This is a genomic window from Nocardiopsis ansamitocini, assembly GCF_030268225.1.
Classification (GTDB): Bacteria; Actinomycetota; Actinomycetes; order Streptosporangiales; family Streptosporangiaceae; genus Nocardiopsis_D; species Nocardiopsis_D ansamitocini.
On record NZ_BSQG01000013.1, the window covers coordinates 49,395 to 72,569 of the forward strand.

A 23,175-nucleotide genomic window follows, 5' to 3' on the forward strand; every position below is an offset into this window, starting at 1 on the left:
ACACGGAGGATGAGGGTGAGTGCTGCCGCGAGCGGAGAAGAGGGAACCGCCATGACCATTGTCGTCACCACCCCCACCGGGCACGTCGGTTCGCGCGTCGTCCAACTGCTCGTACAGGCCGGTGTCCGGCCGCGGGTGCTCGTGCGGGACCCCGCGCGGCTGGCCGCCGATGTGCGGGACCGGGTCGACGTGCACCGGGGGGACCTCACCGACGCCGCCTTCGTCCGTGCCGCCGTCGCGGGCGCGCGTTCGGTCTTCTGGGTGGACCCCACCCCGCACACCGCCGCCGACCCCGTCGGGACCTCGCAGCGCACCGCGTCCGCCGTCGCGGAAGCCGCCCGGGACGGCGACGTCGCACGACTCGTCCTGTTGAGCAGCGTGGGGGCCGAGAAACGGAACGGAGCCGGCCACATCGACGGCCTTGCCAGGATCGAGGAGCAGTTCGACGCCACCGGCGCAGCCGTGCTCCACCTGCGCTGCGGCTACTTCTTCACGAACCTGCTGCTCGACCTCGACGGACTGCGGGCGGGCGTGGTGACCTCCGCGGCCGATCCCGCCCGGCCCCGGCCGTGGGTGGCCCCGCGCGACATCGGGGACGTCGTCGCGGCCCGGCTCCTGAACGACACCTGGGGCGGACGCGTGGTGCAGGCCGTGCACGGCCCCGAGGACCTCAGCGACGTCCGGGTCGCCGACATCCTCGGCGACGCCCTCGGCCGACCGATCCGGACCGAGACCGTCACCGACGACGACGTCCGCGACTCGCTGCGCTCGGTGGGCCTGCCGCCCGGCGCGGTGGAGGGAATCGTCGGGATGACCGCCGGAACACGCGGTCTCGTCCCCGAACAGCCCCGCGACGCCACCACCACGACCCCCACCACGCTGGCGGGCTGGGCATACGACACCCTGCGTCCGTTGCTCGCCGGATGACCGGGGCAGCCCCCGTCGCCCCGAGCCGCCCCTAGAACGGTCCGGGGGCGTCCACCTTGATACCGCGGGCCTCCAAGGCGGCGCGGTCGGCCTCGGACAGCGGGGCGACCGACCACACCTCCGTGAGGTTGGGGAGCTTGACCGACTCCCCGTAGCCGGTGACGTCGAAGGAGTCGTCCTCACCGTCCCAATACGGGGTGATCACCTGGTAGACCTCGTTTCCGCCATCGAAGTTTAACGTCTCCACGTTCGCCACCTGCTCGGACGTGAGCCGCAGTGCGGTGAAGTAGGCCACCGCCTCGGGAAGCGGGACGCAGGCGTAGATGTTTTCCGGGTCGGGAAACGTCGGGAACTCCAGGAGCCCCTTGTGCATCAGCTCCTCGACCACGAGCAGTTTGAAGTTGAGCTCCTCGAACTCCACGAACTCCGCCACAGGTTCCCGCCCTTCAGTACACGCCGTGACCGGCGCGGATCGTCAGTGGCCCCACTGTAGGGACGGGTGGGGACAGACCGGTCACCACTCGGCGAAGGAGCCGTCGTCGTGGCGCCACACCGGGCCGCGCCAGTCGGGGGCCGAGCCGTCGGCCGCGCGTACTCGCGCCTCGTCCACCTCGATGCCCAGGCCCGGCGCGGTGGGCCGGTCGATGTGGCCGTCGCGGAACGCGAACACCTCGGGGTCGGCCAGGTAGTCCAGGACCTCGGCCCCCTTGTTGTAGTGGATGCCGATGCTCTGTTCCTGGATGAGGAAGTTGGGGGTGGCGAAGGCGACCTGGAGACTGGCCGCCAGGGAGACCGGTCCCAGGGGGCAGTGCGGGGCGAGCTGGACGTCGTAGACCTCGGCCAGGGACGCGATGCGGCGCACCTCGGAGATGCCGCCGGCGTGGGAGAGGTCGGGCTGGGCCACGGCGATCCCGGCTTGGAGCGCGGGGAGGAAGTCGGCGCGGGAGAACAGCCGCTCGCCGGTGGCGACGGGCACCGTGGTCGAACGCGTCACCTCGCCCAGCAGGTGGGTGTGCTCGGGCAGCACCGGCTCCTCCACGAACAGCGGACGCAGCGGCGCCAGGTGCGGGATGGCCTGGCGGGCGTTGGCCGTGGTGAAGCGGCCGTGGAAGTCCACCGCGAAGTCGCGGTCGTCGCCGAGCGCCGCGCGCGCCGCCGCGGCGCGCCGCACCATCAGGTCGATGTCGCGGACGGTGGCCAGCCGGTTCATCCGCCCGGAGGCGTTCATCTTCACCGCGGTGAAACCGGCCTCGACCTGCGCGGCGACCGACTCTCCGACGTCACCGGGCTCGTCGCCGCCCACCCAGCTGTAGGCGCGCACCCTGTCGCGGACGGGCCCGCCCAGCATGACGTGCACGGGCACGCCCAGATGCTTGCCCGCGATGTCCCACAGCGCTTGGTCCAGGCCGGCGACCGCGCTGGAGAGCACGGGCCCGCCCCGGTAGAACGACGCCTTCGTCATCAACTGCCAGTGGTCCTCCACCCGCAGCGGGTCGCGGCCGACGAGCAGTTCGGCGAGTTCGTGCACGGCGGTGCGCACGGTCGCCGCGCGTCCCTCCACGACGGGCTCGCCCCAGCCCACGACCCCGTCGTCGGTCTCCACCCGGCACAGCAGCCAGCGGGGTGGGACGGCGAAGGTCTCGACACGGGTGATCTTCACGCGGGCGCTCCTCAGAAGGGGTCAGTGGTGAGGTGTTCGGCGTCGGCCGCAGCCGAGGCCAGCAGGCTGAGCATCGCGATCTCGGCGGCGTCGGGGTTGCCCGACCGGACCGCGTCCACGACCGCCCGGTGACTGGGGATCGGGTCGGCGTGCGGGGCCGCCGAGTGCACGAGGACGTCGCGTTCGAGCAGCCCCGGCTCCAGGGCGATGTCCATGCGTGCCAGCAGTTCGTTGCCGGAGGCGGCCAGGAGCGCCCGGTGAAAGGCCAGGTCGGCCAATGCGTGCTCCAGGGGGTCGCCGAGGGTGGCCGCCATGGCGGCCAGGGCCTCCTCCAGGACCGCGAGGTCGGCCTCCGTGCGGCGCGTCGCCGCATGGCGCACCGCCGCGGGCTCCACCACCTCGCGCAGTTCGCCGAGGTCGCGGATCAGCCGGGCGGTCGCCCCGCTGCGCATCTGCCAGCGCAGCACGTCGGCGTCCAGCAGGTTCCACGCCGAGCGCGGGCGCACGAACGTCCCGCGCTTCTGGCGGGCGTCGAGCAGTCCTTTGGCGGTCAGCACCTTGACGGCTTCGCGCAGTGCGCTCAGCCCCACGCCCAGCTCGGTGCCCAGCGCGGGCAGGTCCAGGACCGCGCCCTCGGGGGGTGTGCCGGCCAGGATGCGCCGGCCCAGCAGTTCGACGGTGCGGCCGTGGACGCCTCGGCCTCGATAGGAGGGCATGGACTCTCGCTTCTCGTGTGGCGGGGGGCCTCAGGCCGAGGTCTTGTAGGAACTCCAACCGCCGTCCACCAGCAGTGACGTGCCGGTGATGTAGGAAGCGTCGGGGGAGAGCAGGAAGGCGATGGCCGAGGCGACCTCGGCGGGCTCGCCGAGGCGGCCCGCGACCGTCTGGTCGACGCTCATCGCCACGTCGGCGTCGCTGACGCCGTCCCAGGCGCGGGTCAGGATCGGTCCGGGGAGAACGCTGTTGACCCGTACCTGCGGGCCGTACTCCACGGCCAGTTGCCGGGTCAGCCCGGTCAGTCCGGCCTTGGCCGCCGCGTAGGCGGGGCGCCCCGGGAGGCCGACGAGGGCGTGCACGGAGGAGACCGCCACGACGCTGCCCCGGTGGGCGCGCAGGTCGTCCAGGCAGGCCCGAACCCCCAGGAACGTCCCGGTCAGGCTCACACCGATCTGGGCGTCCCAGTCGGCCAGCGTCGTTTGGTGGGCGGGAGCGATGGTCACCCGGTAGGCGTTGCTGACCAGCATCGACACCGGTCCGAAGGCGTCGTTGGCGACGGCTGCCGCCCGGTGCCAGGACTCCTCGTCGGAGACGTCGCAGTACTGGAACAGCGCCGTGCCCCCGGCCGCGTCGATCGCCTGGGCCACCGCCCGGCCGCCCTCGGTGTCGATGTCGGTGACCAGTACCGACGCGCCATCCGCTGCCAGCCGTTGCGCGGTGGCGGCCCCGATGCCCCGGGCCGCGCCCGTGACCAGGGCGGTGCGGCCGTGAAAACGCCCGGCTGCGCCGGGCGGGGGGGCAAAGGACTGGGGGTCGGGCATGGTGCTCCCTGTCGCTGCGGGCCGGCGAATTCATTAATTATGAAAACTTATTGGGAGGTGTGTGTCTACCGTCACTCCGGCCCGCAACGCCGACCACCGCCCGCCTGCGGGGAGAGGAGCGTCGTTCCGCGCAGGCCGAAGCGGTCGGTCCTGCCTTTTTCGTCGCCGGAACCGGGCGCGCTCCCCAGAGGAGCGGCTCGGCCGCGCCCGCCGCGGTCACGGTGGCGAAACACCCGGGGGAGGGGAGACCCCGGGCATCGCCCGGTCCGGCCCCGAAGGGACCGGCGGGCGCGGCGGCCCCGAACCATGCGTCCGAGTGGTCCCCGACGCGGATCCCAGGCAGCGCCGCCCCGGGCCGCAACCGCACCGCGAACCCACCCCGTGGGCACCGGCCGCGCACGTCCAGTGCCCACCCCCACCCAGCCGAGGGCGGATGCGCGCCACCGCTGCCGTTCCCAGGGGGTGACCGCTGTCGGGTAGCGTCCCCGGTCCGCGCTCCCGGGCGTGTCCTGATTTTCCGTCCCGTCAGCCGGGCACGGCCCCGTCGGCGCCTCCACCGGTTTTCGACGGGCCGGGGGCGCGATCTCTTCACCGCGCCGACAAAAAATCGAGCGCCGGCCAACGGGGGAGCAACCACACGGTCGGTTCATCCGAATTCCGCCGGTGACCAGGGGAGAAGCCGCCCAGGGCGGACGTTTGCCCCGATCGCGACACATCCCCTCAGGGGTGGGGGCAGTGGCCTTTCAGGTGAAAAACGGTCCCGATCCACCAATCCGCTCGAAAAACGGCAACGGATAAGGAATGGGTCCGACGATCGATCGTGGGCCCGGTCCGTGTCGATCCACCTGGAAGGTCATCATGCGCACCATCTACCGACGTACCCTCGCCGTCGGGGTCTCCGGACTCTTCGCCTCCGCCCTGCTGCTGGGCGCCTCCGCGCCGGCCCAGGCCGCGGCCCCGCCCGCGCAGGGCTCCGCGAGCTCCTCGGGCCTGCTGGGCGGACTGTTCGGCGGTGGCGGCCTGATCAGCATCTTCATCGGCAACTACCAGATCAACAACTGACCTTCGCCGCGTTGCCGGCATCGAGGCCGCACCCCCATCGGGGTGCGGCCTCGCGCTTTGCGCGCGGGACCTTACCAAACGTCACTGAGCGGGATGCACGGCAAAAAATTTGTTTTCTGCCCGTTTCGTCGGGATGAAACGCCAGTTCGGTGGTCCTGTCCATCGGCCGGACAGCCGCAGCCGCAGGGGTTTTCGCTCCCGGGCCGCCTTGCTCGCCGTAATCGGGGAATGGCGTCCAGTCACCTCAAGTGACCTTGCTCACCCAAACTTCTTTCCCATTGGCCGCGAACCACCACCGATTGGAGTTTTCGGAGTGAAAGGAGGCCAAGGCGCACATGTCCTCGCGTGCCTCGCCGCCACAGCAGCGGATCGCGCCGCCACCGCGACCCGACTGACCCCCGCCCCGGGCCACACCGTTCCCGGCCCCCGACGCACTGGCCTGCGCCGGCTCCCCCCAAGAGCCCCGGCGCGATTGGAAGGTAAGCGATGACGAACGCCTCCGGATCCCCCCGTCTGCCCCTCACCGCCGCCCAGACCGGACTCTGGTACGCCCAGCAGCTCGACCCGGCCAACCCGGTCTACGCGATCGCCGAGTACATCGAGATCGAGGGTCCGCTGGACGTCGCCACCTTCCGCGCCGCGGTGCGCAGGGCCGTCCTGGAGACCGACGCCATCCACCTGCGCTTCGGGGAGGAGGACGGCCGGCCCTGGCAGCAGGTCGACCGCCCCGACGACTGGCAGCTCACCGTCGTCGACCTCACCGGCGAGACCGACCCCGCGGAGGCGGCCCGTGCCTGGATGCGCGACGACCTCGCCCAGCCTCTGGACGTGCACGGCGGCGCCCTGTTCGCCGAGGTGCTGTTCAGCCTGGGCCCCGAGCACTACTTCGTGTACCAGCGCGTCCACCACCTGCTGCTGGACGGCTACGGCGCCGTGCTGGTCCTGGGCCGCATCACCGAGATCTACGACGCGCTCGTCGCCGGCACCGACCCCGGCCCCGCGCCGTTCGGCTCGTTCACCGACCTCCTCGACGCGGACGCCGCCTACCCGGGCAGCCCGCAGCACGCCGACGACCTGGAGTTCTGGCGTGAGCGCACCGCCGGGACCGAAGAACCCGTCGGACTGGCCGGAACCCCGGCGCGCATGCCCCGCACGCTCCTGCGCGCCACCGCCCACCTGTCCCGTGCCGAGGCCAAGGCCGTCCTGGCCACGGCCCGCGCCCACCAGACCGGTATGCCGGCGGCGATCCTGACGGCGACCGCCGTCTACCTGCACCGCCTCACCGGTGCCCGCGACATCACCCTGGGCCTGCCGGTGACCGCACGCAAGGGCGGCCACGCCCGCTCGGTCCCCGCGATGCTCTCCAACATCGTTCCCCTGCGCGTGCGGGTACGCCCCGACGCCCCCGTCGGTGAACTCCTGCGCGAGGTCGCCGCCGAGACCCGTGCGGTCCTGCGCCATCAGCGGTTCCGCTACGAGGACCTGCTGCGCGCCGAGGGTGCCGCCGGGCGCCGGCTCACCGGCCCCTCGGTCAACATGCTGCCCGTCGCCGGGACGATGACCTTCGCCGGCCTCCCCGCCACCGCGCACAACCTCGCCATCGGCCCCGTGGACGACCTGTCCGTCATCGTGCACGGCGTCACCGCCGAGCGCGACATCCGCGTGGACTTCGACGCCAACCCCGACCTCTACGCCGCCGAGGACCTGGCCGACCACCAGCGCCGCTTCCTCGACCTGCTCGGCGCCTTCGCCGCCGCCCCCGAGACCCCCGTGGGAGCCCTGGCGCTGCTGGCCGAGCCCGAGCGCACCGCCCTGTTGGAGTCGGGGCGCGCCCCCGAGCGCGAGCGCCCCGCCCACACGGTCGTCGCCGAGTTCCAGCAGCGCGCCCGGCAGACCCCCGGGGCCACCGCCCTGGTCGCCCCCGACACCCGCCTCACCTTCGCCGAACTGGACGCCCGGTCCAACCAGCTGGCCCGCCACCTGCTCGCCCGGGGCGCACGCCCGGGAACGATCGTGGCCGTGCGCCTGCCACGCTGTGCGGACCTGGCCGTCGCCCTGCTCGCGGTGCTCAAGTCCGGTGCGGCCTACCTTCCGCTGGACCCCGGCTACCCCGCCGACCGGTTGGCCGCGATGACCGCCGACGCCCGCCCCGTCCTGACCCTGGCCCACACCGGGACCGCCGCGCACGACGCACCCGGCACCGTCGTGCTGGACGACGCCGACACCCGGGCCGCGCTCAAGGCCCTGGCCGACACCACCATCGGCGCGGGCGAGCGCCCCCGTCCCATCACCCCGGCCGACCTCGCCTACGTCATCTACACCTCCGGGTCCACCGGGCGCCCCAAGGGCGTGGCCGTGGAGCACGGTTCGCTGCTCAACCTGTTCCACTCCCACCGCGAGCAGGTGTTCGGTCCGGCCCGCGAGCGCGCCGGGCGCCCGCTGCGCGTGGCCCACACCGCGGGGCTGTCCTTCGACGCCTCCTGGGACCCCATCCTGTGGCTGGCCGAGGGCAACGAACTGCACCTGGTCCCCGACGAGGTCCGCCGCGACCCCCAGGCGCTGATGGCCCACCTGCATGCCGCGCGGATCGACGCCATCGAGACCACCCCCTCCTTCGCCCGCGCCCTGCTGGGCGAGGGACTGGCCACCCCGGGCGGCCCCACCGTCGTCGCCCTGGGCGGGGAAGCGGTGGACGCCGACCTGTGGCGTGCCCTCGCCGCGCTGGACCACGTCCGCGCCTACAACTTCTACGGCCCCACCGAGACCACCGTGGACAGCCTGATCGCCCCCATCACCGCCGACACCGAGCCCGACATCGGCCGCCCCGTGCCCAACACCCGCGCCTACGTCCTCGACAGCGGTCTGCACGCGGTCCCCGACGGCGCACCCGGCGAGCTCTACCTCTCCGGAGCCAACCTGGCCCGCGGCTACCTCGACCGCCCCGCCCTGACCGGCGAGCGGTTCGTCGCCGACCCCTTCGCCGCCGACGGCGCGCGCATGTACCGCACCGGCGACGTCGTACGCCGCCGCCCCGACGCCACGCTGCAGTTCCTGGGCCGCGCCGACGACCAGGTCAAGATCCGCGGCTTCCGCGTCGAGCCCGGCGAGATTGAGGCGGTCCTGCTGTCCCACCCCGACGTGGAACAGTCCGCGGTGGTGGTGCGCACCGACGCCGGGGACCCCCGCCTGGTCGGCTACGTCACCGGCACGGCCGACCCGGTCGAACTGCGCGAGCACACCGCCCGGATGCTGCCCGGCCACATGGTCCCCGCTCAGATCATGGCGCTGGACACGCTCCCGCTGACCCCCAACGGCAAACTCGACCGTGCCGCGCTGCCCCGCCCCGACGTCACCGGTACCGCGGGGGCCCGGGAACCCGGCACCCCCGAGGAGACCCTGCTGCGCGACCTCTTCGCCGACACCCTCGGCCTGGACGAGGTCGGCGTGGACGACGACTTCTTCGCCCTGGGCGGCCACTCCCTGTTGGCCACCCGGCTCATCGGGCGCATCCGCGACGCCCTGGGCACCGCACCGCCCATCCGCGACCTGTTCGAGCACCCCACCGTGGCCGGGCTGGCCACACGCCTGTTGGCCGGGGGGACCGACCGGCCGGTGCTCGCCCCCCGCGAGCGCCCCGAACGGATCCCGCTGTCCTACGCCCAGCGCCGCCTGTGGTTCCTCAACCGCTACGACCCCGCCTCGCCCGCCTACAACATCCCGGCCGCACTGCGCCTGCGCGGAGACCTCGACCCCGCGGCACTGCGCGGAGCCGTCGCCGACCTGGTTGACCGGCACGAGTCCCTGCGCACGGTCTTCCCCTGGACCGAGGAGGAACCGCGCCAGAACGTGCTGGCCGCCACCGATGCCGGACTGGACTACGCGGCCGTCTCCTGCACCGAGGCCGACCTCGCCCGCCTGCTGCGCGCGGAGTCCGCGCGCGGTTTCGACACCTCCGCAGAGCTGCCGCTGCGGGTCCGGCTGTTTCGCCTGGACTCCGGCGAGCACGTGCTGCTGCTGGTCCTGCACCACATCGCCGGCGACGGCTGGTCCCTGGCCCCGTTGGCCCGCGACCTGGCCGCCGCCTACTCCGCCCGCGTCACAGGAGGAGCACCCGCGCTCGCGCCGCTGCCGGTGCAGTACGCCGACTACACGCTGTGGCAGCGCGAGGCCCTGGGCGACGAGGACGACCCCGACAGCGACATCGCCCGCCAGCTCGCCTTCTGGCGCCGCACCCTGGCGGGGACGCCCGAGGAACTGGCCCTGCCCACCGACCGTCCCCGTCCCGCCGAGCCCAGCGGCCGCGGCGGCGCGGTTCCCGTGGAACTGCCCGCACGCCTGCACCGCGACCTGGCCGCCCTGGCCCGTTCGCGCGGCGCCAGCCTCTTCATGGTCCTACAGGCGGGGCTGGCCGCGCTGCTCACCCGCCTCGGCGCGGGAGAGGACCTGCCCATCGGCACCCCCGTCGCCGGGCGCACCGACCCCGCGCTGGACGATCTCGTCGGCTTCTTCGTCAACACTCTCGTCCTGCGCACGGACACATCCGGTAACCCGACCATGGGGCAGCTCGTGGACCGGGTGCGCGCCACCGACCTGGCCGCCTACGCCCACCAGGACGCCCCCTTCGAGCGCGTCGTCGAAGAGGTGCGCCCCGCGCGCTCCGCGGCCCGCCACCCGCTGTTCCAGACCATGCTCACCCTGCAGAACACCCCCGAGGCCCGGCTGGAGATGCCCGGTCTGCACGTCGGGACCGAACCGGGCGCCGACTCCGGCGCGGCCAAGTTCGACCTCTCGCTGAGCCTGGCCGAGCGCTTCGCCGAGGACGGAACCCCCGCCGGGGTGGCCGGCACCCTGGAGTACAGCGGCGACCTCTTCGACGCCTCCAGCGTCCGGGTGATCGCCGATCGCCTGGTCCGCGTCTTCCAGGCCCTGGCCGCCGACCCCGACACCCCCCTGTCCGAGACCGACATCCTGGCCCCCGGCGAACTGCGCGCCCTGGAGGCGGGCGCCCGAGGGCCCGTCCGCGCGGTGCCCGACACAACGATCGTCGGGCTCTTCACCGACCAGGCCCGCCGGACCCCCGGAGCGACCGCCGTGGTCGCGGGGAACCAGCGGCTCACCTTCGCCGACCTCGACGCCCGCTCCGACCGGTTGGCCCGCGTCCTCGCCGGACACGGCACCGGTACCGGCGACGTCGTGGCCGTCCTCCTGCCGCGCTCGGCCGACACGGTCGTGGCGCTGCTGGGCGTGCTCAAGAGCGGCGCCGCCTACCTGCCGGTGGACCTCTCCTACCCCAGTGAGCGCATCGCCCACATGCTCGCCGACTCCCGGCCCGCCCAGGTCGTCACCGGCGCGGCGGCCACGGTCGACATCGCCGTGGACGCCCCCGTGCTGCGCCTGGACGACCTTCCGCTGACCGTGCCCCGGTGCCCGGCGCCGGTCGGCCCCGCCGCCCACGACCTGGCCTACGTCGTCTACACCTCCGGGTCCACCGGGCGCCCCAAGGGCGTGGCCGTGGAGCACCGGGCCCTGGCCAACCTGTTCTACTCCCACCGCGAGCAGGTGTTCGGTCCGGCCCGCGAGCGCGCCGGACGTCCGCTGCGCATGGCCCACACCGCCGGTGTCTCCTTCGACGCCGCCTGGGACCCCATCCTGTGGCTGGTGGACGGCCACGAACTGCACGTGATCGACGACGAGACCCGCGGCGACGCCGAGCGCCTCACCGCCCATCTGCACGCGGTCGGCGCCGACGCCATCGAGACCACCCCCGCCTACGCCCGCCAGCTCGCGGCACTGGGACTGTTCGCCGACGGCGTCGGGCCGAGGGTCGTCGCCCTGGGCGGCGAGGCCGTGGACCCGGCCCTGTGGCGCACCCTGCGCGAGGTCCCCGGGCTCACCGCGCACAATTTCTACGGCCCCACCGAGGCCACCGTGGACAGCGTCACCGCCTCCGGCGACGACGAGCCCGAGCCCGTCATCGGCCGCCCCGTGGCCAACGTCGGGGCCCGGGTGCTGGACGCCCGACTGCGCCCGGTCCCGGCCGGCGTGGTGGGGGAGCTCTACCTGACCGGCGCGGGCCTGGCCCGCGGCTACCTAGGGCGTCCGGCCCTGACCGCGGAGCGTTTCATCGCCGACCCCGTCGCCGCCGACGGCACCCGCATGTACCGCACCGGCGACCTCGTCAGCCGCCGCCCCGACGGGGCCCTGCGCTTCGTGGGCCGCGTCGACGACCAGGTCAAGATCCGTGGTTTCAGGATCGAGCCCGGCGAGATCGAGGCGGTGCTCGCCGAGCACCCCGACGTCGCCCAGGCCGCCGCGGTGGTCGGCACCTCCAAGGCCGGCGACCCGCGCCTGGTCGCCTACGCCACCGCCCGGCCCGGCACCCGCCTGGACACCGCGGACGTGCGCGCCCGCGCCGCCGAGCGGCTGCCCGACTACATGGTGCCGGTGGCCGTGGTGGAACTCGCCGAACTGCCGCTGACCCCCAACGGCAAGCTCGACCGCGCGGCCCTGCCCGAGCCCGAGCCGGGCCCCGGCCAGGGCCGCCCGCCCCGCGGCGGTGACGAGTCGCTGTTGTGCGGCCTGTTCGCCGAGGTCCTCGGGGTGCCCACCGTGGGCGCCGACGACGACTTCTTCGCCCTGGGCGGCCACTCGCTGCTGGCGGTACGCCTCATCGCCCGGGTCCGAGCGGTCATGGGGGTCGAACTGGAGATCCGCACCCTCTTCCAACAGCCCACCGCCGCCCGCCTGGCAGCCGCCCTCGACAGCGGGCAGCGCGCCCAGCCGCCGCTGCGCCCGATGCCCCGCCCCGAGCGGCTTCCGCTGTCGCCGGCACAACAGCGCCTGTGGTTCCTCAACCGCATGGACGACACGGCCGCCGACTACAACATCGCGATGGCCGTGCGCCTGACCGGCGAGCTGGACACCCGGGCACTGCGCCTGGCCCTTGGCGACGTCACCGCCCGCCACGAGAGCCTGCGCACGGTCTTCCCCGACCTCGACGGCGTCGCCCACCAGCACGTCCTCGCCCCCGAGGAGGCCGCTCCGCCGCTGCTGATGTCGTTCCCCGGCTCCGAGGAGGCCCTGCGCGCGGAGATGGCGCGCGTCGCCGGCACCGGCTTCGACCTGGTGCACCAGACGCCGCTGCGCGCCCACCTGTTCCGCCTCCGCCCCGACGAGCACGTGCTGCTGCTGGTCCTGCACCACATCGCCGGCGACGGCTGGTCCACCGCGCCCCTTGCCCGCGACCTGTCCACCGCCTACACCGCGCGGGTGCACGGCACCGCGGCGCTGTGCTCCGACCTGACCGTGCAGTACGCCGACTACGCCCTGTGGCAGCGATCGGTCCTGGGCGAGGAGAGCGACCCGGCCAGTCCGGTCAGCCGCAGCCTCGACGCCTGGCAGCAGCGCCTGGCCGGCGCACCCGAGGAACTGCGCCTGCCCGCGGACCGCCCCCGCCCGGCCTCCTCGGCGCAACCGGCCGCCACCGTCGCGGTACGCATCGACGCCGCCCTGCACCGCCGACTGCTGGACCTGGCCCGCGGCTCCTCGGCCAGCCTGTTCATGGTCCTGCAGACCGGTCTCGCCGCGCTCTACACCCGCCTGGGAGCCGGAGAGGACATCGTGCTGGGCAGTCCCGTCGCTGGGCGCACCGACCCCGCGCTGGACGACCTCGTCGGGTTCTTCGTCAACACCCTGGCGTTGCGCACCGACACCTCCGGCAACCCCGGCTTCGCCGAACTGCTGGAGCGGGTGCGCGCCGGCGACCTCGACGCCTTCGACGACCAGGACGTGCCCTTCGAACGGGTCGTGGAGCGGCTGCGGCCGTCGCGTTCGCTGGGCCGCCACCCGCTGTTCCAGACCATGCTGACCCTACAGAACACCGAGACCCCCACCCTGGAGTTGCCCGGCCTGGACGTCCGGCCCGAACCGGAGGTCAGCGGGGGAGCGGCCAAGTTCGACCTGTCCTTCAGCCTCGCCGAGAGCGAGGACCACCTCGGTGCGGCCGACGGCATCCTGGGCACCCTGGAGTTCAGCACCGCCATGTTCGACGCCGCCACCGCCACCACCATCGCTGAGCGCTACGTGCGGCTGCTGGAGGCCGCCGCGGCCAACCCGCGCACCCCGATCGGACGCCTCGACATCCTGACCCGCGCCGAGCGCACCGGGCTCCTGGAGAAGGGGCGCGGCCCCGAACGCGTGGCGCCCGCCGCCACCGTCGTCGACCTCTTCGAGTACCAGGCCCAGGCCGCCCCCCGTGCCGTTGCGGTGGTCGCCGGCGGCGAGCGCCTGGACTTCGGCACGATCAACGCCCGGGCCAACCTCCTGGCCCGCACCCTCGTCGAGCAGGGAACCGGCCCCGGAGACGTCGTGGGGGTCCTGCTGCCGCGCTCGGCCGCAACGGTCGTGGCGCTGCTGGGCGTGCTCAAGTCCGGCGCGGCCTACCTGCCCCTGGACCCCGATTCGCCCGACGAGCGCCTCGCGGGGATGCTCGACGACGCCGGCCCGGCCCAGGTGATCACCGTTCCCGAGCTGCGGGAACGCTTCGCGGCACGCCACCCCGCCCTGTTCCTGGGCGACACCGCCCCGGGCGGACCGTCCCGGCCGGGGGCCGGGGCCGACCTGTCCGACACCGAGCGCGTCCGCCCCTTGAGCGGCACCGACACCGCCTATGTCATCTACACCTCGGGTTCGACCGGGCGCCCCAAGGGGGTGGAGGTCGAGCACGCCGCACTGGTGAACCTCTTCGCCAGCCACCGGGCCGAACTGTTCGCGCCCACCCGTGAACGGCTCGGCCGGCGTCCCAGGGTCGCCCACACCGCGGGCGTCGCCTTCGACGCCTCCTGGGACCCGATGCTGTGGCTGGTGGACGGGCACGAACTGCACGTCATCGGCGACGACGTGCGCCGGGACTCCGCCGGCCTCGTCCGTTACCTCGCCCACGAGGGAATCGACGCCATCGAGACCACCCCCAGCCACATCCGCCGACTCCTCGCCGAAGGTCTGCTCGACGGCGACCGGGGCCCCGGAGTGGTCGCCCTGGGCGGCGAGGCGGTGGACGCCGACCTGTGGCGCACGCTCACCGAGCACGCCGGGGTGCGCGCCTACAACTTCTACGGGCCCACCGAGACCACCGTGGACAGCCTGGTCGCCCCCATCGAGGTCGGGCAGGCCCCCACCATCGGGCGCCCCGTCGGCAACAGCCGGGCCTACGTGCTCGACGGCGGTCTGCACCCCGCTCCCGTCGGCGCCGTCGGTGAGCTCTACATCGCCGGCGCCGGCCTGGCCCGCGGCTACCGCAGCCGTCCAGCGCTGACCGGTGAGCGGTTCGTCGCCGACCCCTTCGCACCCGCGGGGGAGCGGATGTATCGCACCGGGGACCTGGCGCGCTGGCGCGCCGACGGAACCCTGGAGTTCATGGGCCGCGCCGACGACCAGGTCAAGGTCCGGGGTTTCAGGATCGAGCCCGGCGAGATCAGCGCCGTCCTCGCTGAGCACCCCGACGTCGCCGAGGCCGCGGTGGTCGCCCACACCGGCGACAACGCCGGAACCCGCCTGGTCGCCTACGTCGTCGGCCGCACCCGTCCGGGGCCCGGCCCCGACGAACTGCGCCGCCACCTCGCGGCCACCCTGCCCGAGTACATGATGCCCGCGCTGTTCGTCCCGGTCGAAGGGCTGCCGTTGACCCCCAACGGCAAGCTCGACCGCGCCGCCCTGCCCGACCCCGGCGAGGGCGCGGCCACCGACCGGATCCACGGTGTCCCGCGTACTCCGCGCGAGGCCGAGCTGTGCACGCTGTTCGCCTCCGCCCTGGACCTGCCGCGCGTGGGCGTGCACGACGGGTTCTTCGAGCTGGGCGGCCACTCGCTGCTGGCCCCGCAACTGGCCGCGCGGGTCGGCGAGGCGCTGGGCGCCCCGGTCACGGTGCGGATGCTCTTCCAGGCGCCCACCGTCGCCGAACTGCTCGCCGCCGTCGACGACGGCGCCGAGGAGGGGGGCCTCGACCGGGTCCTGGCCCTGCGCCCCACCGGTTCGGCGACCCCGCTGTTTTGCGTCCACCCCGCCGGCGGTCTGGCCTGGAGCTACTCCGGGCTGATGCGTCACCTGGGCACCGAGCACCCCATCTACGGCCTCCAAGCGCCCGGCCTGGTTCCCGGTGAGCGCGACGCGGACCCCGCAGCCACCCTCACCGCACTGGCCGACGACTACATCGACCACATGCAGCGGGTCCAGCCCGAAGGGCCCTACCACATCCTGGGCTGGTCCTTCGGCGGCAACATCGCCCATGCCCTGGCCGCACGGCTGCGCGAGCGGGGCGAACAGGTGGACACCCTGGCGATCCTGGACGCCTACCCCACCAAGCAGGAGTCCAACGCCGACTTCGGCGGGGAGAGCGCCATGTTCGCCGCACTGGTGCACGCGCTGGGCTACGAGGCCGAACCCGAGGAACTGGTCGGCCTGGACGCCACCAAGATCCTGGAGATCTTCCACCGCAACCACAATCCCATGAGCAGCCTGGACGAGGCGACCATCCGCTCCATGGTGCACAGCTTCGGCCACCACGCCGCACTGCTGCGCACCGAGGAGCCGGCCCGTTTCGACGGCGACCTGCTGTTCTTCACCGCCACCCTGGACCGCAACCCCGGCGACCCGCTGGCCCGGACCTGGGAGCCCTACGTCTCGGGCGCCATCGAGGACCACCCGGTCGAGTGCGCCCACGCCCAGATGACCCAGGACGGACCCCTGTCGGTGATCGGGCCGGTCCTGGCCGACCGCCTGGAGCGTGCGGTGCGCAACGCCCGCTAGCGATCACCTCCCTCTTCGACCCGAACCGGCGCTTCGCCGGGACAGTACAGAAAGGCACCACCATGCAGAACCCCTTCGACGACTCCGACGCCCGTTTCCTCGTGCTCGTCAACGACCAGGACCAGCACTCCCTGTGGCCGGGATTCGTCTCCGTGCCCGCCGGCTGGGTCGTCCTGCACGGCCCCGACGACCGCCAGGTGTGCCTGGACTACATCGAGCGCAACTGGACCGACATGCGCCCGCGCCGCGTGCGCGAGCTCGACCGCGTCTGATCCAGACCCCAGCGCCGCCCCGTGCCCGCCGCGACGGGCACGGGGACGGCGGCCCTTCCCGTATGAGGAGAGACACCAGACATGGGCCACCCGGCACACGTCATAGAAGTCGACGGGCTCACCAAGTCCTTCGGGGCGCATCGCGCTCTCAAAGGCATCGACCTGCATGTTCCCCGCGGTCACGTCCTGGGGCTGCTCGGGCCCAACGGCGCGGGCAAGACCACCACCGTGCGTATCCTGACCACGCTGCTGCGCCCCGACGCCGGACGCGTCATGGTCGCCGGGCACGACGTGGTGCGCGATCCGGCCGCCGTACGCCGCCGGATCGGGTTGTCCGGCCAGTTCGCCGCGGTCGACGAGAAGCTCACCGGTTACGAGAACCTGCGCATGGTCGCCCGCCTCTACGGGATGACGCGCCGCAGGGCAGCGCAGCGGGCCCGCGAACTGCTGGAGCGCTTCCGTCTCGCCGACGTCGGCGACCAGCGCGCGGGTGCCTACTCCGGGGGCATGCGCCGGCGCCTGGACCTGGCCGGTGCGCTGGTGGCCGAACCCGACGTGGTGGTCCTGGACGAGCCCACCACCGGACTCGACCCGCGCGGCCGGCTCGACACCTGGGAGGTCGTGGGCGAACTCGTCGCCGACGGCACCACCGTGCTGCTGACCACCCAGTACCTGGAGGAGGCCGACCAGCTCGCCCACAGCATCGCCGTCATCGACCAGGGCGTCGTCATCGCCCGCGGGACCGCCGACGAGCTCAAGGCCAGGGTCGGGGGAGGCCGCATGGACTTCGTGGTGGCCGACGCCGCCGACGTGCCGGCCGCGGCCGGGCTCATCGCCCGCAGCGGTGCCGCCGAACCCGTGGTGGACGCCACGGCCCGGCGGATCTCGATCGCGGCGTCCGGCGGCCACGCCGCGCTCACCGACGCGTTGGGCGCCCTTGAACGCGACGGCATCCAGGTCCTGGACGCGGCCCTGCGCAGGCCCACCCTCGACGACGTGTTCCTGGAGCTGACGGGGCACGCCGCCCGGGAACCCGGGCCGGCTCCGGCACTGGCCGGTGCGGGAGGTACGGCGTGAGCGTCCTCACCCGGGCCGCCACCGACTCCGGTGTCGTGGCCCATCGCAACCTGCTCAACATCGTGCGCACACCGGGATCGCTGGTCACCGGTGTCGTGCAGCCCGTCATGTTCGTCCTGCTCCTGGCCTACGTCTTCGGCGGCAGCCTGGGCGGGGACGGTTACCGCGAGTTCCTCATCGGCGGGATCTTCGCCCAGACCCTCACCTTCAACGCCTCCTTCACCGCCATCGGCCTGGCCAACGACCTCCAGAAGGGCCTCATCGACCGGTACCGGTCACTGCCGATGTCGCGGGTGTCGGTGATCCTGGGGCGTACGCTCTCGGACCTGGCCACCAGCACGCTGTCCCTGGTGGTGACCGCCCTGTGCGGGCTGGCCATCGGCTGGCGGGTCAACAACGGACTGGGCGACGCGATCCTCGGCTTCGCGCTCCTGCTCTTCTTCGCCTTCGCGGTGTCGTGGATCGGCGCGGCCATCGGCCTGGCCGCGCGCAGCGTCGAGGTCGCCCAGAGCCTCGGACTGATCTGGTTGTTCCCGGTGACGTTCGTCTCAGGAGCGTTCGTGTCCATCGCCGCGATGCCCGGTCCGCTGCGCGTCATCGCGGAGTGGAACCCCGTCACGGCGGTGGCCTTCGCCGCGCGCGAGCTGTTCGGCAACCCGGCCCCGGCCGGTCTGCCCCAACCGTCGGGCTGGCCGGCGGAGAACGCGGTGCTCTACGCCCTGTTGTGCTCGGTCGCCATCATCGCGGTGTTCGCACCCCTGGCCATGCGCCAGTACCGCCGCATCAACCGCGGCTGAGAGGGCGCGACCGGTGCCCGGGGCCGATGGTCGACGTCGGCGGGGCCCTGCCCGCAGGCGTTTTCGGGCCGGGCCGCCACGACCCGAGCACTGCACGCGGTTCGTAAGGTATCGGGTGGATCGTTGGCTTTTCGGAGTTTTCGCGGCGGTACGTAGCAAGGCTCCCCGCCCGGACAGGGCGGGGACGACACACGATCGATGAGGAGTCGACTGATGGGGATCGGCACGACGGGCGCGGTGGTCACAGGGCTGGGCGCCACGACACCGCTTGGCGGGGACGTGGCCTCCACCTGGGCGGCGCTCGTGGCGGGGGAGAACGGGATCAGCCCGATCGAGCAGGACTGGGCGGTCGACTTCCCCGTGCGCATCGCCGCCCAACTGCGCGTGGAGCCCACCGAGGTTCTGGACCGGGTGCAGGCCAGGCGGCTGGACCGCTGCGAGCAGATCGCCCTGGTCGCGGCGCGCGAGGCGTGGGCCGATGCGGGTAGCCCCGACGTCGACCCCGAGCGCCTGGCCGTGGTCGTGGGCACCGGAACCGGCGGCGCCCTCACCATGCTGGGCCAGCACGACATCCTCAACGCATCGGGCAGCCGCCGCGTCTCCCCGCTCACCATCCCCAAACAGATGGCCAACGGCCCCGCGGCCTGGGTCAGCATCGAACTGGGTGCCCGCGCCGGTGCGCACACTCCCGTCAGTGCGTGCGCCTCGGGCGCCGAGGCCATCGCCCTGGGCCTCGACCTCATCCGCCTGGGGCGCGCCGACGTCGTCGTGGCCGGAGGCGCCGAGGCGTGCATCCATCCCCTGACCCTCGCCGGATTCGCCCAGGCCCGCGCCCACTCCACCCGCAACGACGAGCCCGAGCGGGCCTCGCGCCCCTTCGACAGCGGTCGTGACGGGTTCGTCATCGGAGAAGGCGCCGCCCTGCTGGTCCTGGAGAGCGCGGAGTTCGCGGCCGCGCGCTCCGCCCGCATCCACGCCGCCCTGGCCGGCACCGGAGTGAGCTCCGACGCCCACCACATCACCGCCGGCAGCCCGGAGGGCCAGATGCGGGCCATGCGCATGGCGCTCTCCTCGGCGGGCCTCGCCCCCGAGCAGGTCGCACACGTGCACGCCCACGCCACCTCCACACCGGTGGGCGACGCCATCGAGGCCCGCTCGATCACCGAGGCGATCGGTGTGCACCCTTCCGTCACCGCGACCAAGTCCATGACCGGCCACCTGTTCGGCGCGGCCGGTGCCCTGGGGGCGTTGTCGACGGTCCTGTCGGTGCGCGACGGGGTGGTGCCCCCGACCCGCAACATCGACGAGCTCGACCCCGAGATCGGCCTGGACGTGGTCACCGGCGCGCCCCGCCGCGGCCCCGTGAACGCGGCGGTGACCAACTCCTTCGGCTTCGGCGGCCACAACGTCTCACTGGCGTTCACCTCGATGCCCTGACCCGCCCGCACCCGCGTGCCGGGACGGCGACACGCCCCCGTCCCGGCACGCGGCCACGTCTTTGCCTCCTGGGGGACCGGAACCCGGACCACCAGGAAAGACGCCTGCCGTTCAGACGCCGGGCAGCCGGGGTACGGCCGCGCGCAGCGTCCGGGTGGAGGCGTGCTGCGGCGCGTGCAGCACCTGACGGGTCGGCCCCTCCTCCACGACGCGCCCCCGATGCAGCACAGCGGTGCGCTCGCACAGCCGTTCCACCACCGCCAGGTCGTGGCTGATCAGCAGGTAGGACAGTGCGTGGCGTTCGCGCAACCGCTCGAACAGCTCCAGGACCCGCGCCTGCACGGTCACGTCCAACGCACTGGTCGGCTCGTCCAGGACCAGCACACGGGGCTGCACCGCCAGGGCCCGGGCGATCCCGACCCGCTGGCGCTGTCCGCCCGACAACTCGTGCGGGAAACGACGGGCGTGTTCGGCGTCCAGACCGACATCGGCGAGCAGCTCGACGACCCGCGCGGCCTCGGCCCCGCGCGGCACCAGGCGGTGCACCCGCAGCACCTCCGTCAAGGCCGAACCCACCCGCATCCGCGGGCTCAGCGCGCCCTCGGTGTCCTGGAAGACGACCTGCACCGCCTTGCGGTAGGCGCCCAGGCGCCGCATCCCCAGCACGTCGGCGCCGTTGTAGCGCACCGTCCCCGACTGCGCCCGCACCAGGCGCAGCACGGCCCGTCCCACGGTGGACTTCCCCGATCCGCTCTCGCCGATCAGTCCCAGCCCCGCCGGGCCGTCGGGCAGGGTCAGGCTGACCCGGTCCACCGCCAGGGTGCCTCCGTAGCGCACCGTCAGATCCCGTACCTCAAGCACCGTCGGCCTCCTCTTCGCCCGACCCCAACCGCAGGGCCGCGGCGAGTAGTTCACGGGTGTAGTCCGCACGGGGTGCGGTGAGCAGTTCCGGCGCCGGCCCCTGCTCCACCAGCCGGCCGGCGCGCATGACCGCGATCCGATCGCACAGGGCCCCCAGTACGGCCAGGTCGTGGCTGATGAACAGCACCGCCACCCCCTCGCTGTCGCGCAGCGCCCCCAGCAGCGCACAGATCTCGGCCTGCACGGTCACGTCCAATGCGCTGGTCGGCTCGTCGGCCACGAGCAGCCGGGCGCCCAGCGCCAGCGCCAGCGCGATCGCGACACGCTGGAGCTGGCCACCCGAGAGCTGATGGGGATAACGCCTCAGGTGCGCTGTCTCCAACCGCACCTTCGCCATCGCCTCCGCCGCCCGCTGCCGGGCCCGGCCCCGCGAGTCCCCGTGCAGCCGCAGGGCCCGCAGCATCGTCGTCCCCACGGTGAGCACCGGGTTGAACGCCCCGGCGGGACTCTGCGGGATGAGCGCCATGGTGCTCCCGCGCAACTGTTGGAGCCGCCGCCGGCGCGCTCCCACGAGCTCCTCGCCGGCCAGGACCACGCTGCCCGTGACCCGGGCGCCGGCGTACTCGCTCAGGCCGAGTACGGTCAGGCCGGTCAGGGACTTGCCCGCCCCGCTCTCGCCGGCCAGACCCAGGATCTCGCCCTCCGCCAGGTCCAGGCGGGCGAGGTCCACCACCGCACGCGTGCCGAAGGACACCGTCAGATCCCGCACGCTCAACAGCACCGCCATGACTACCCCGCCTCCGTGGTCCCGGGGCGGCGCCGCGGCATGCGCCCCCGTGGTGACGTCGAGCGCGGGTCCAGACGGTCGCGCAGCGCGTCCCCGGTGAGATAGCTCAGCGCCGCGACCCCCATGATGGCCAGCCCGGGGAAGGTGCCCACCCACCAGTGGGTCGCGAAGTGGTTCTGCGACTCCTGCACCATCAGCCCCCAGTCCGCGGTCGGCGCCTGCGCGCCCAGCCCCAGGAACGACAGCCCGGACGCCACCAGGATGACCCCGCCGATATCGGTGGACGCCTGGACCAGCAACGGGGTGGTGGTGCCGGGCAGTACGTGGCGCAGCATGATCCGGCAGTGCCCCAACCCCAGCGCCCGGCACGCCTCGACGTGGCGCCGCCCCGCGACCGACGCGGCCTCACCGCGTACCAGCCGCGCGTACCAGGGCCACCAGGTGAGCGCCAGGGCAATGGTCAGCCCCACGACCCCGCGCGGCAGCACCGCTGCCAGCGCCAAGGCCAGCAGCAGCGCGGGGACGGCCAGGAAGACATCGGTGAGGCGCATCAGGATCTCGTCGACCCACCCCCCGAAGTATCCGGCGACCAGTCCCACGGCCGTCCCCACCACCACCGCCGAGGACACGACGAGTACCGCGATCGCCGGGCCCGTCCGCAGGCCGTACACGACCCGCGAGAACACATCGCGCCCCAGGTTGTCCGTGCCCATCCAGTACGTGGCCGAGGGCGCCAGCAACCGCGCCGAGGAGTCGGTGGCGGTCCCCGCGTGTTCGGGGTGGGGGACCAGCAGGGGGGCGGCCAGTGCGGCTGCCGCGAGCAGCACGAACACTCCCGCGCAGACCGCCAGGGCAGTGTGCGTGACCGGTCGGCGATCAGTGGTCACCGGAGCCCCATCCGTGGGTCGAGGGCCGCCTGCAGCAGGTCGACGAGCAGGTTGGCCGCGATGTAGAGCAGCGCCACCAGCAGGGTGACGCCCACGATCGCCGGCAGGTCGACGACGTCGGCCGAGGCCGCGGCGTAACCGCCCAGCCCCGGGTAGGCGAAGATCGCCTCCACCAGGAAACTGTTGACCAGCGAGTAGCCGAAGATCAGCGCGCAGGTCTGTAGGACCGGGTTCCAGTTGGGGCGCAGCGCGAAGCGCGCCAGCACGGTCCGTTCGGGAAAGCCCAGGGCGCGGGTCATCTGCACGTGCGTCTCGCCCAGCGTGTCCAGGACACCGGCCCGCACCAGCCGGGTGATGACCGCGACCGGGTAGGCCGCGACCACCAGCGCGGGCAGCACCAGGTGGTCGAAGACGCTCGCGGCCATCGGCAGGTTCCCGGTGAGCAGCGCGTCCAGCAGCGGCATCCCGGTTATGCGGACCAGCGGGTTGGCCGCCAGGACCGCAGGGTCGTAGCTGCCGGCCACCGGCAGCAGCCCCATCCGGGTGGCGAAGAACATCTGCATGAGCAGAGCCAGCCAGAACACCGGTACCGACCCGCCGAGGACCGCACCCGTGCGTACCAGCAGGTCGGGCGAGCGGTGCGCCCAGCGCGCCGCGACCAGCCCGGCGGGCACCCCTACCAGCAGTCCGATGAGCAGTCCGGCCAGGACCAGTTGCAGGGTGTTGGGGAGCAGGGCCAACAGGTCGTCGAGGACCGGCCGGTGGGTGCGCACCGAGATCCCCCAGTCGCCGCGCAGCACCCCACCCAGGTAGCCGCCGATCTGCTGGGGCAACGGGAGGTCGAGCCCCAGCTCCGCACGGACCCGGTCCCGCTCGGCGGGGCCGGCGCGCGGCCCCGCCCAACCGGCGGCAGGATCGCCGGGTACCACGCGTGCGATGACGAAGGTCAGGACGACCACGCCGAACGCGACGAGCGCGGACAGCCCGATCCTGCGGGCCGCGTAGCTGAGCACCGTGTCTCCTGGAGGACGTAAGGGGCGGGGCACCCGTGCACGGGTGCCCCGCCC

At 73.3% G+C, this 23,175-nt stretch carries 15 protein-coding genes; 7 read left to right on the forward strand and 8 right to left on the reverse strand.

The features are described from left to right. Positions 1 to 51 precede the first annotated feature (51 nt). A complete protein-coding gene (locus QSJ59_RS23000) occupies positions 52 to 927 on the forward strand; it encodes an NmrA family NAD(P)-binding protein (protein WP_285761837.1) in 876 nt (291 codons plus the stop codon). A 31-nt stretch (positions 928 to 958) separates the two neighbouring features. On the opposite strand, the gene QSJ59_RS23005 is transcribed toward QSJ59_RS23000, so the two are convergent. The 4 genes from QSJ59_RS23005 to QSJ59_RS23020 form a co-directional block, all read right to left on the reverse strand. Next, the gene (locus QSJ59_RS23005; RefSeq protein WP_285761838.1) at positions 959 to 1,360 is read right to left on the reverse strand and encodes a DUF6892 domain-containing protein; all 402 of its coding nucleotides are present in this window, start codon (positions 1,358 to 1,360) and stop codon (positions 959 to 961) included. An 81-nt stretch (positions 1,361 to 1,441) separates the two neighbouring features. After that, complete coding sequence (gene dgoD, locus QSJ59_RS23010; protein WP_285761839.1) at positions 1,442 to 2,587, reverse strand: galactonate dehydratase; 1,146 nt, start codon at positions 2,585 to 2,587, stop codon at positions 1,442 to 1,444. An 11-nt stretch (positions 2,588 to 2,598) separates the two neighbouring features. Then, entirely contained in the window at positions 2,599 to 3,303 is a 705-nt protein-coding gene (locus tag QSJ59_RS23015) for a FadR/GntR family transcriptional regulator (RefSeq protein ID WP_285761840.1), read from the reverse strand. 30 nt (positions 3,304 to 3,333) lie between these two features. Beyond that, positions 3,334 to 4,125 carry an SDR family NAD(P)-dependent oxidoreductase gene (locus QSJ59_RS23020; RefSeq protein WP_285761841.1) on the reverse strand — a complete coding sequence of 264 codons (792 nt, stop codon included), beginning with the start codon at positions 4,123 to 4,125 and terminating at the stop codon, positions 3,334 to 3,336. 858 nt (positions 4,126 to 4,983) lie between these two features. Between QSJ59_RS23020 and QSJ59_RS23025 the strand changes: the two genes are divergently transcribed. From QSJ59_RS23025 to QSJ59_RS23050, 6 genes are all read left to right on the forward strand, one after another. Continuing rightward, complete coding sequence (locus QSJ59_RS23025) at positions 4,984 to 5,187, forward strand: hypothetical protein (protein WP_285761842.1); 204 nt, start codon at positions 4,984 to 4,986, stop codon at positions 5,185 to 5,187. Between the two features lie 486 nt (positions 5,188 to 5,673). Further along, positions 5,674 to 15,990 (forward strand): non-ribosomal peptide synthetase, encoded by a 10,317-nt coding sequence (locus QSJ59_RS23030; RefSeq protein ID WP_285761843.1) that lies wholly within the window; start codon positions 5,674 to 5,676, stop codon positions 15,988 to 15,990. 62 nt (positions 15,991 to 16,052) lie between these two features. Further along, positions 16,053 to 16,262 carry an MbtH family protein gene (locus QSJ59_RS23035; RefSeq protein WP_285761844.1) on the forward strand — a complete coding sequence of 70 codons (210 nt, stop codon included), beginning with the start codon at positions 16,053 to 16,055 and terminating at the stop codon, positions 16,260 to 16,262. 81 nt (positions 16,263 to 16,343) lie between these two features. After that, on the forward strand, positions 16,344 to 17,339 hold the full coding sequence (locus tag QSJ59_RS23040) for an ATP-binding cassette domain-containing protein (RefSeq protein ID WP_285761845.1): 996 nt from the start codon (positions 16,344 to 16,346) through the stop codon (positions 17,337 to 17,339). Next, complete coding sequence (locus QSJ59_RS23045) at positions 17,336 to 18,136, forward strand: ABC transporter permease (protein WP_285761846.1); 801 nt, start codon at positions 17,336 to 17,338, stop codon at positions 18,134 to 18,136. Before QSJ59_RS23040 ends, QSJ59_RS23045 begins: the two co-directional genes overlap by 4 nt. 219 nt (positions 18,137 to 18,355) lie before the next feature. After that, positions 18,356 to 19,573 carry a beta-ketoacyl-[acyl-carrier-protein] synthase family protein gene (locus QSJ59_RS23050; protein ID WP_432707526.1) on the forward strand — a complete coding sequence of 406 codons (1,218 nt, stop codon included), beginning with the start codon at positions 18,356 to 18,358 and terminating at the stop codon, positions 19,571 to 19,573. A 111-nt stretch (positions 19,574 to 19,684) separates the two neighbouring features. On the opposite strand, the gene QSJ59_RS23055 is transcribed toward QSJ59_RS23050, so the two are convergent. Genes QSJ59_RS23055 through QSJ59_RS23070 form a run of 4 tightly spaced genes read right to left on the reverse strand, consistent with a single transcriptional unit; the run spans position 19,685 to position 23,121 of the window. Continuing rightward, complete coding sequence (locus QSJ59_RS23055) at positions 19,685 to 20,434, reverse strand: ABC transporter ATP-binding protein (RefSeq protein ID WP_285761848.1); 750 nt, start codon at positions 20,432 to 20,434, stop codon at positions 19,685 to 19,687. Beyond that, entirely contained in the window at positions 20,427 to 21,221 is a 795-nt protein-coding gene (locus tag QSJ59_RS23060) for an ATP-binding cassette domain-containing protein (protein WP_285761849.1), read from the reverse strand. Before QSJ59_RS23060 ends, QSJ59_RS23055 begins: the two co-directional genes overlap by 8 nt. Positions 21,222 to 21,223: 2 nt before the next feature. After that, positions 21,224 to 22,108: an ABC transporter permease gene (locus QSJ59_RS23065; RefSeq protein WP_285761850.1), complete on the reverse strand. Its 885-nt coding sequence runs from the start codon at positions 22,106 to 22,108 to the stop codon at positions 21,224 to 21,226. Beyond that, positions 22,105 to 23,121, reverse strand: a complete 1,017-nt coding sequence (locus QSJ59_RS23070; RefSeq protein ID WP_285761851.1) for an ABC transporter permease — start codon at positions 23,119 to 23,121, stop codon at positions 22,105 to 22,107. The genes QSJ59_RS23065 and QSJ59_RS23070 overlap by 4 nt, the downstream gene beginning before the upstream one ends. Between the last annotated feature and the right edge of the window lie 54 nt (positions 23,122 to 23,175).

Coding starts and splice junctions, on each gene's coding strand:
- QSJ59_RS23000 (WP_285761837.1), top strand. CDS start 52: ATGACCATTGTCGTCACCACCCCCACCGGGCACGTCGGTTCGCGCGTC.
- QSJ59_RS23015 (WP_285761840.1), bottom strand. CDS start 3,303: ATGCCCTCCTATCGAGGCCGAGGCGTCCACGGCCGCACCGTCGAACTG.
- QSJ59_RS23020 (WP_285761841.1), bottom strand. CDS start 4,125: ATGCCCGACCCCCAGTCCTTTGCCCCCCCGCCCGGCGCAGCCGGGCGT.
- QSJ59_RS23025 (WP_285761842.1), top strand. CDS start 4,984: ATGCGCACCATCTACCGACGTACCCTCGCCGTCGGGGTCTCCGGACTC.
- QSJ59_RS23030 (WP_285761843.1), top strand. CDS start 5,674: ATGACGAACGCCTCCGGATCCCCCCGTCTGCCCCTCACCGCCGCCCAG.
- QSJ59_RS23035 (WP_285761844.1), top strand. CDS start 16,053: ATGCAGAACCCCTTCGACGACTCCGACGCCCGTTTCCTCGTGCTCGTC.
- QSJ59_RS23040 (WP_285761845.1), top strand. CDS start 16,344: ATGGGCCACCCGGCACACGTCATAGAAGTCGACGGGCTCACCAAGTCC.
- QSJ59_RS23060 (WP_285761849.1), bottom strand. CDS start 21,221: ATGGCGGTGCTGTTGAGCGTGCGGGATCTGACGGTGTCCTTCGGCACG.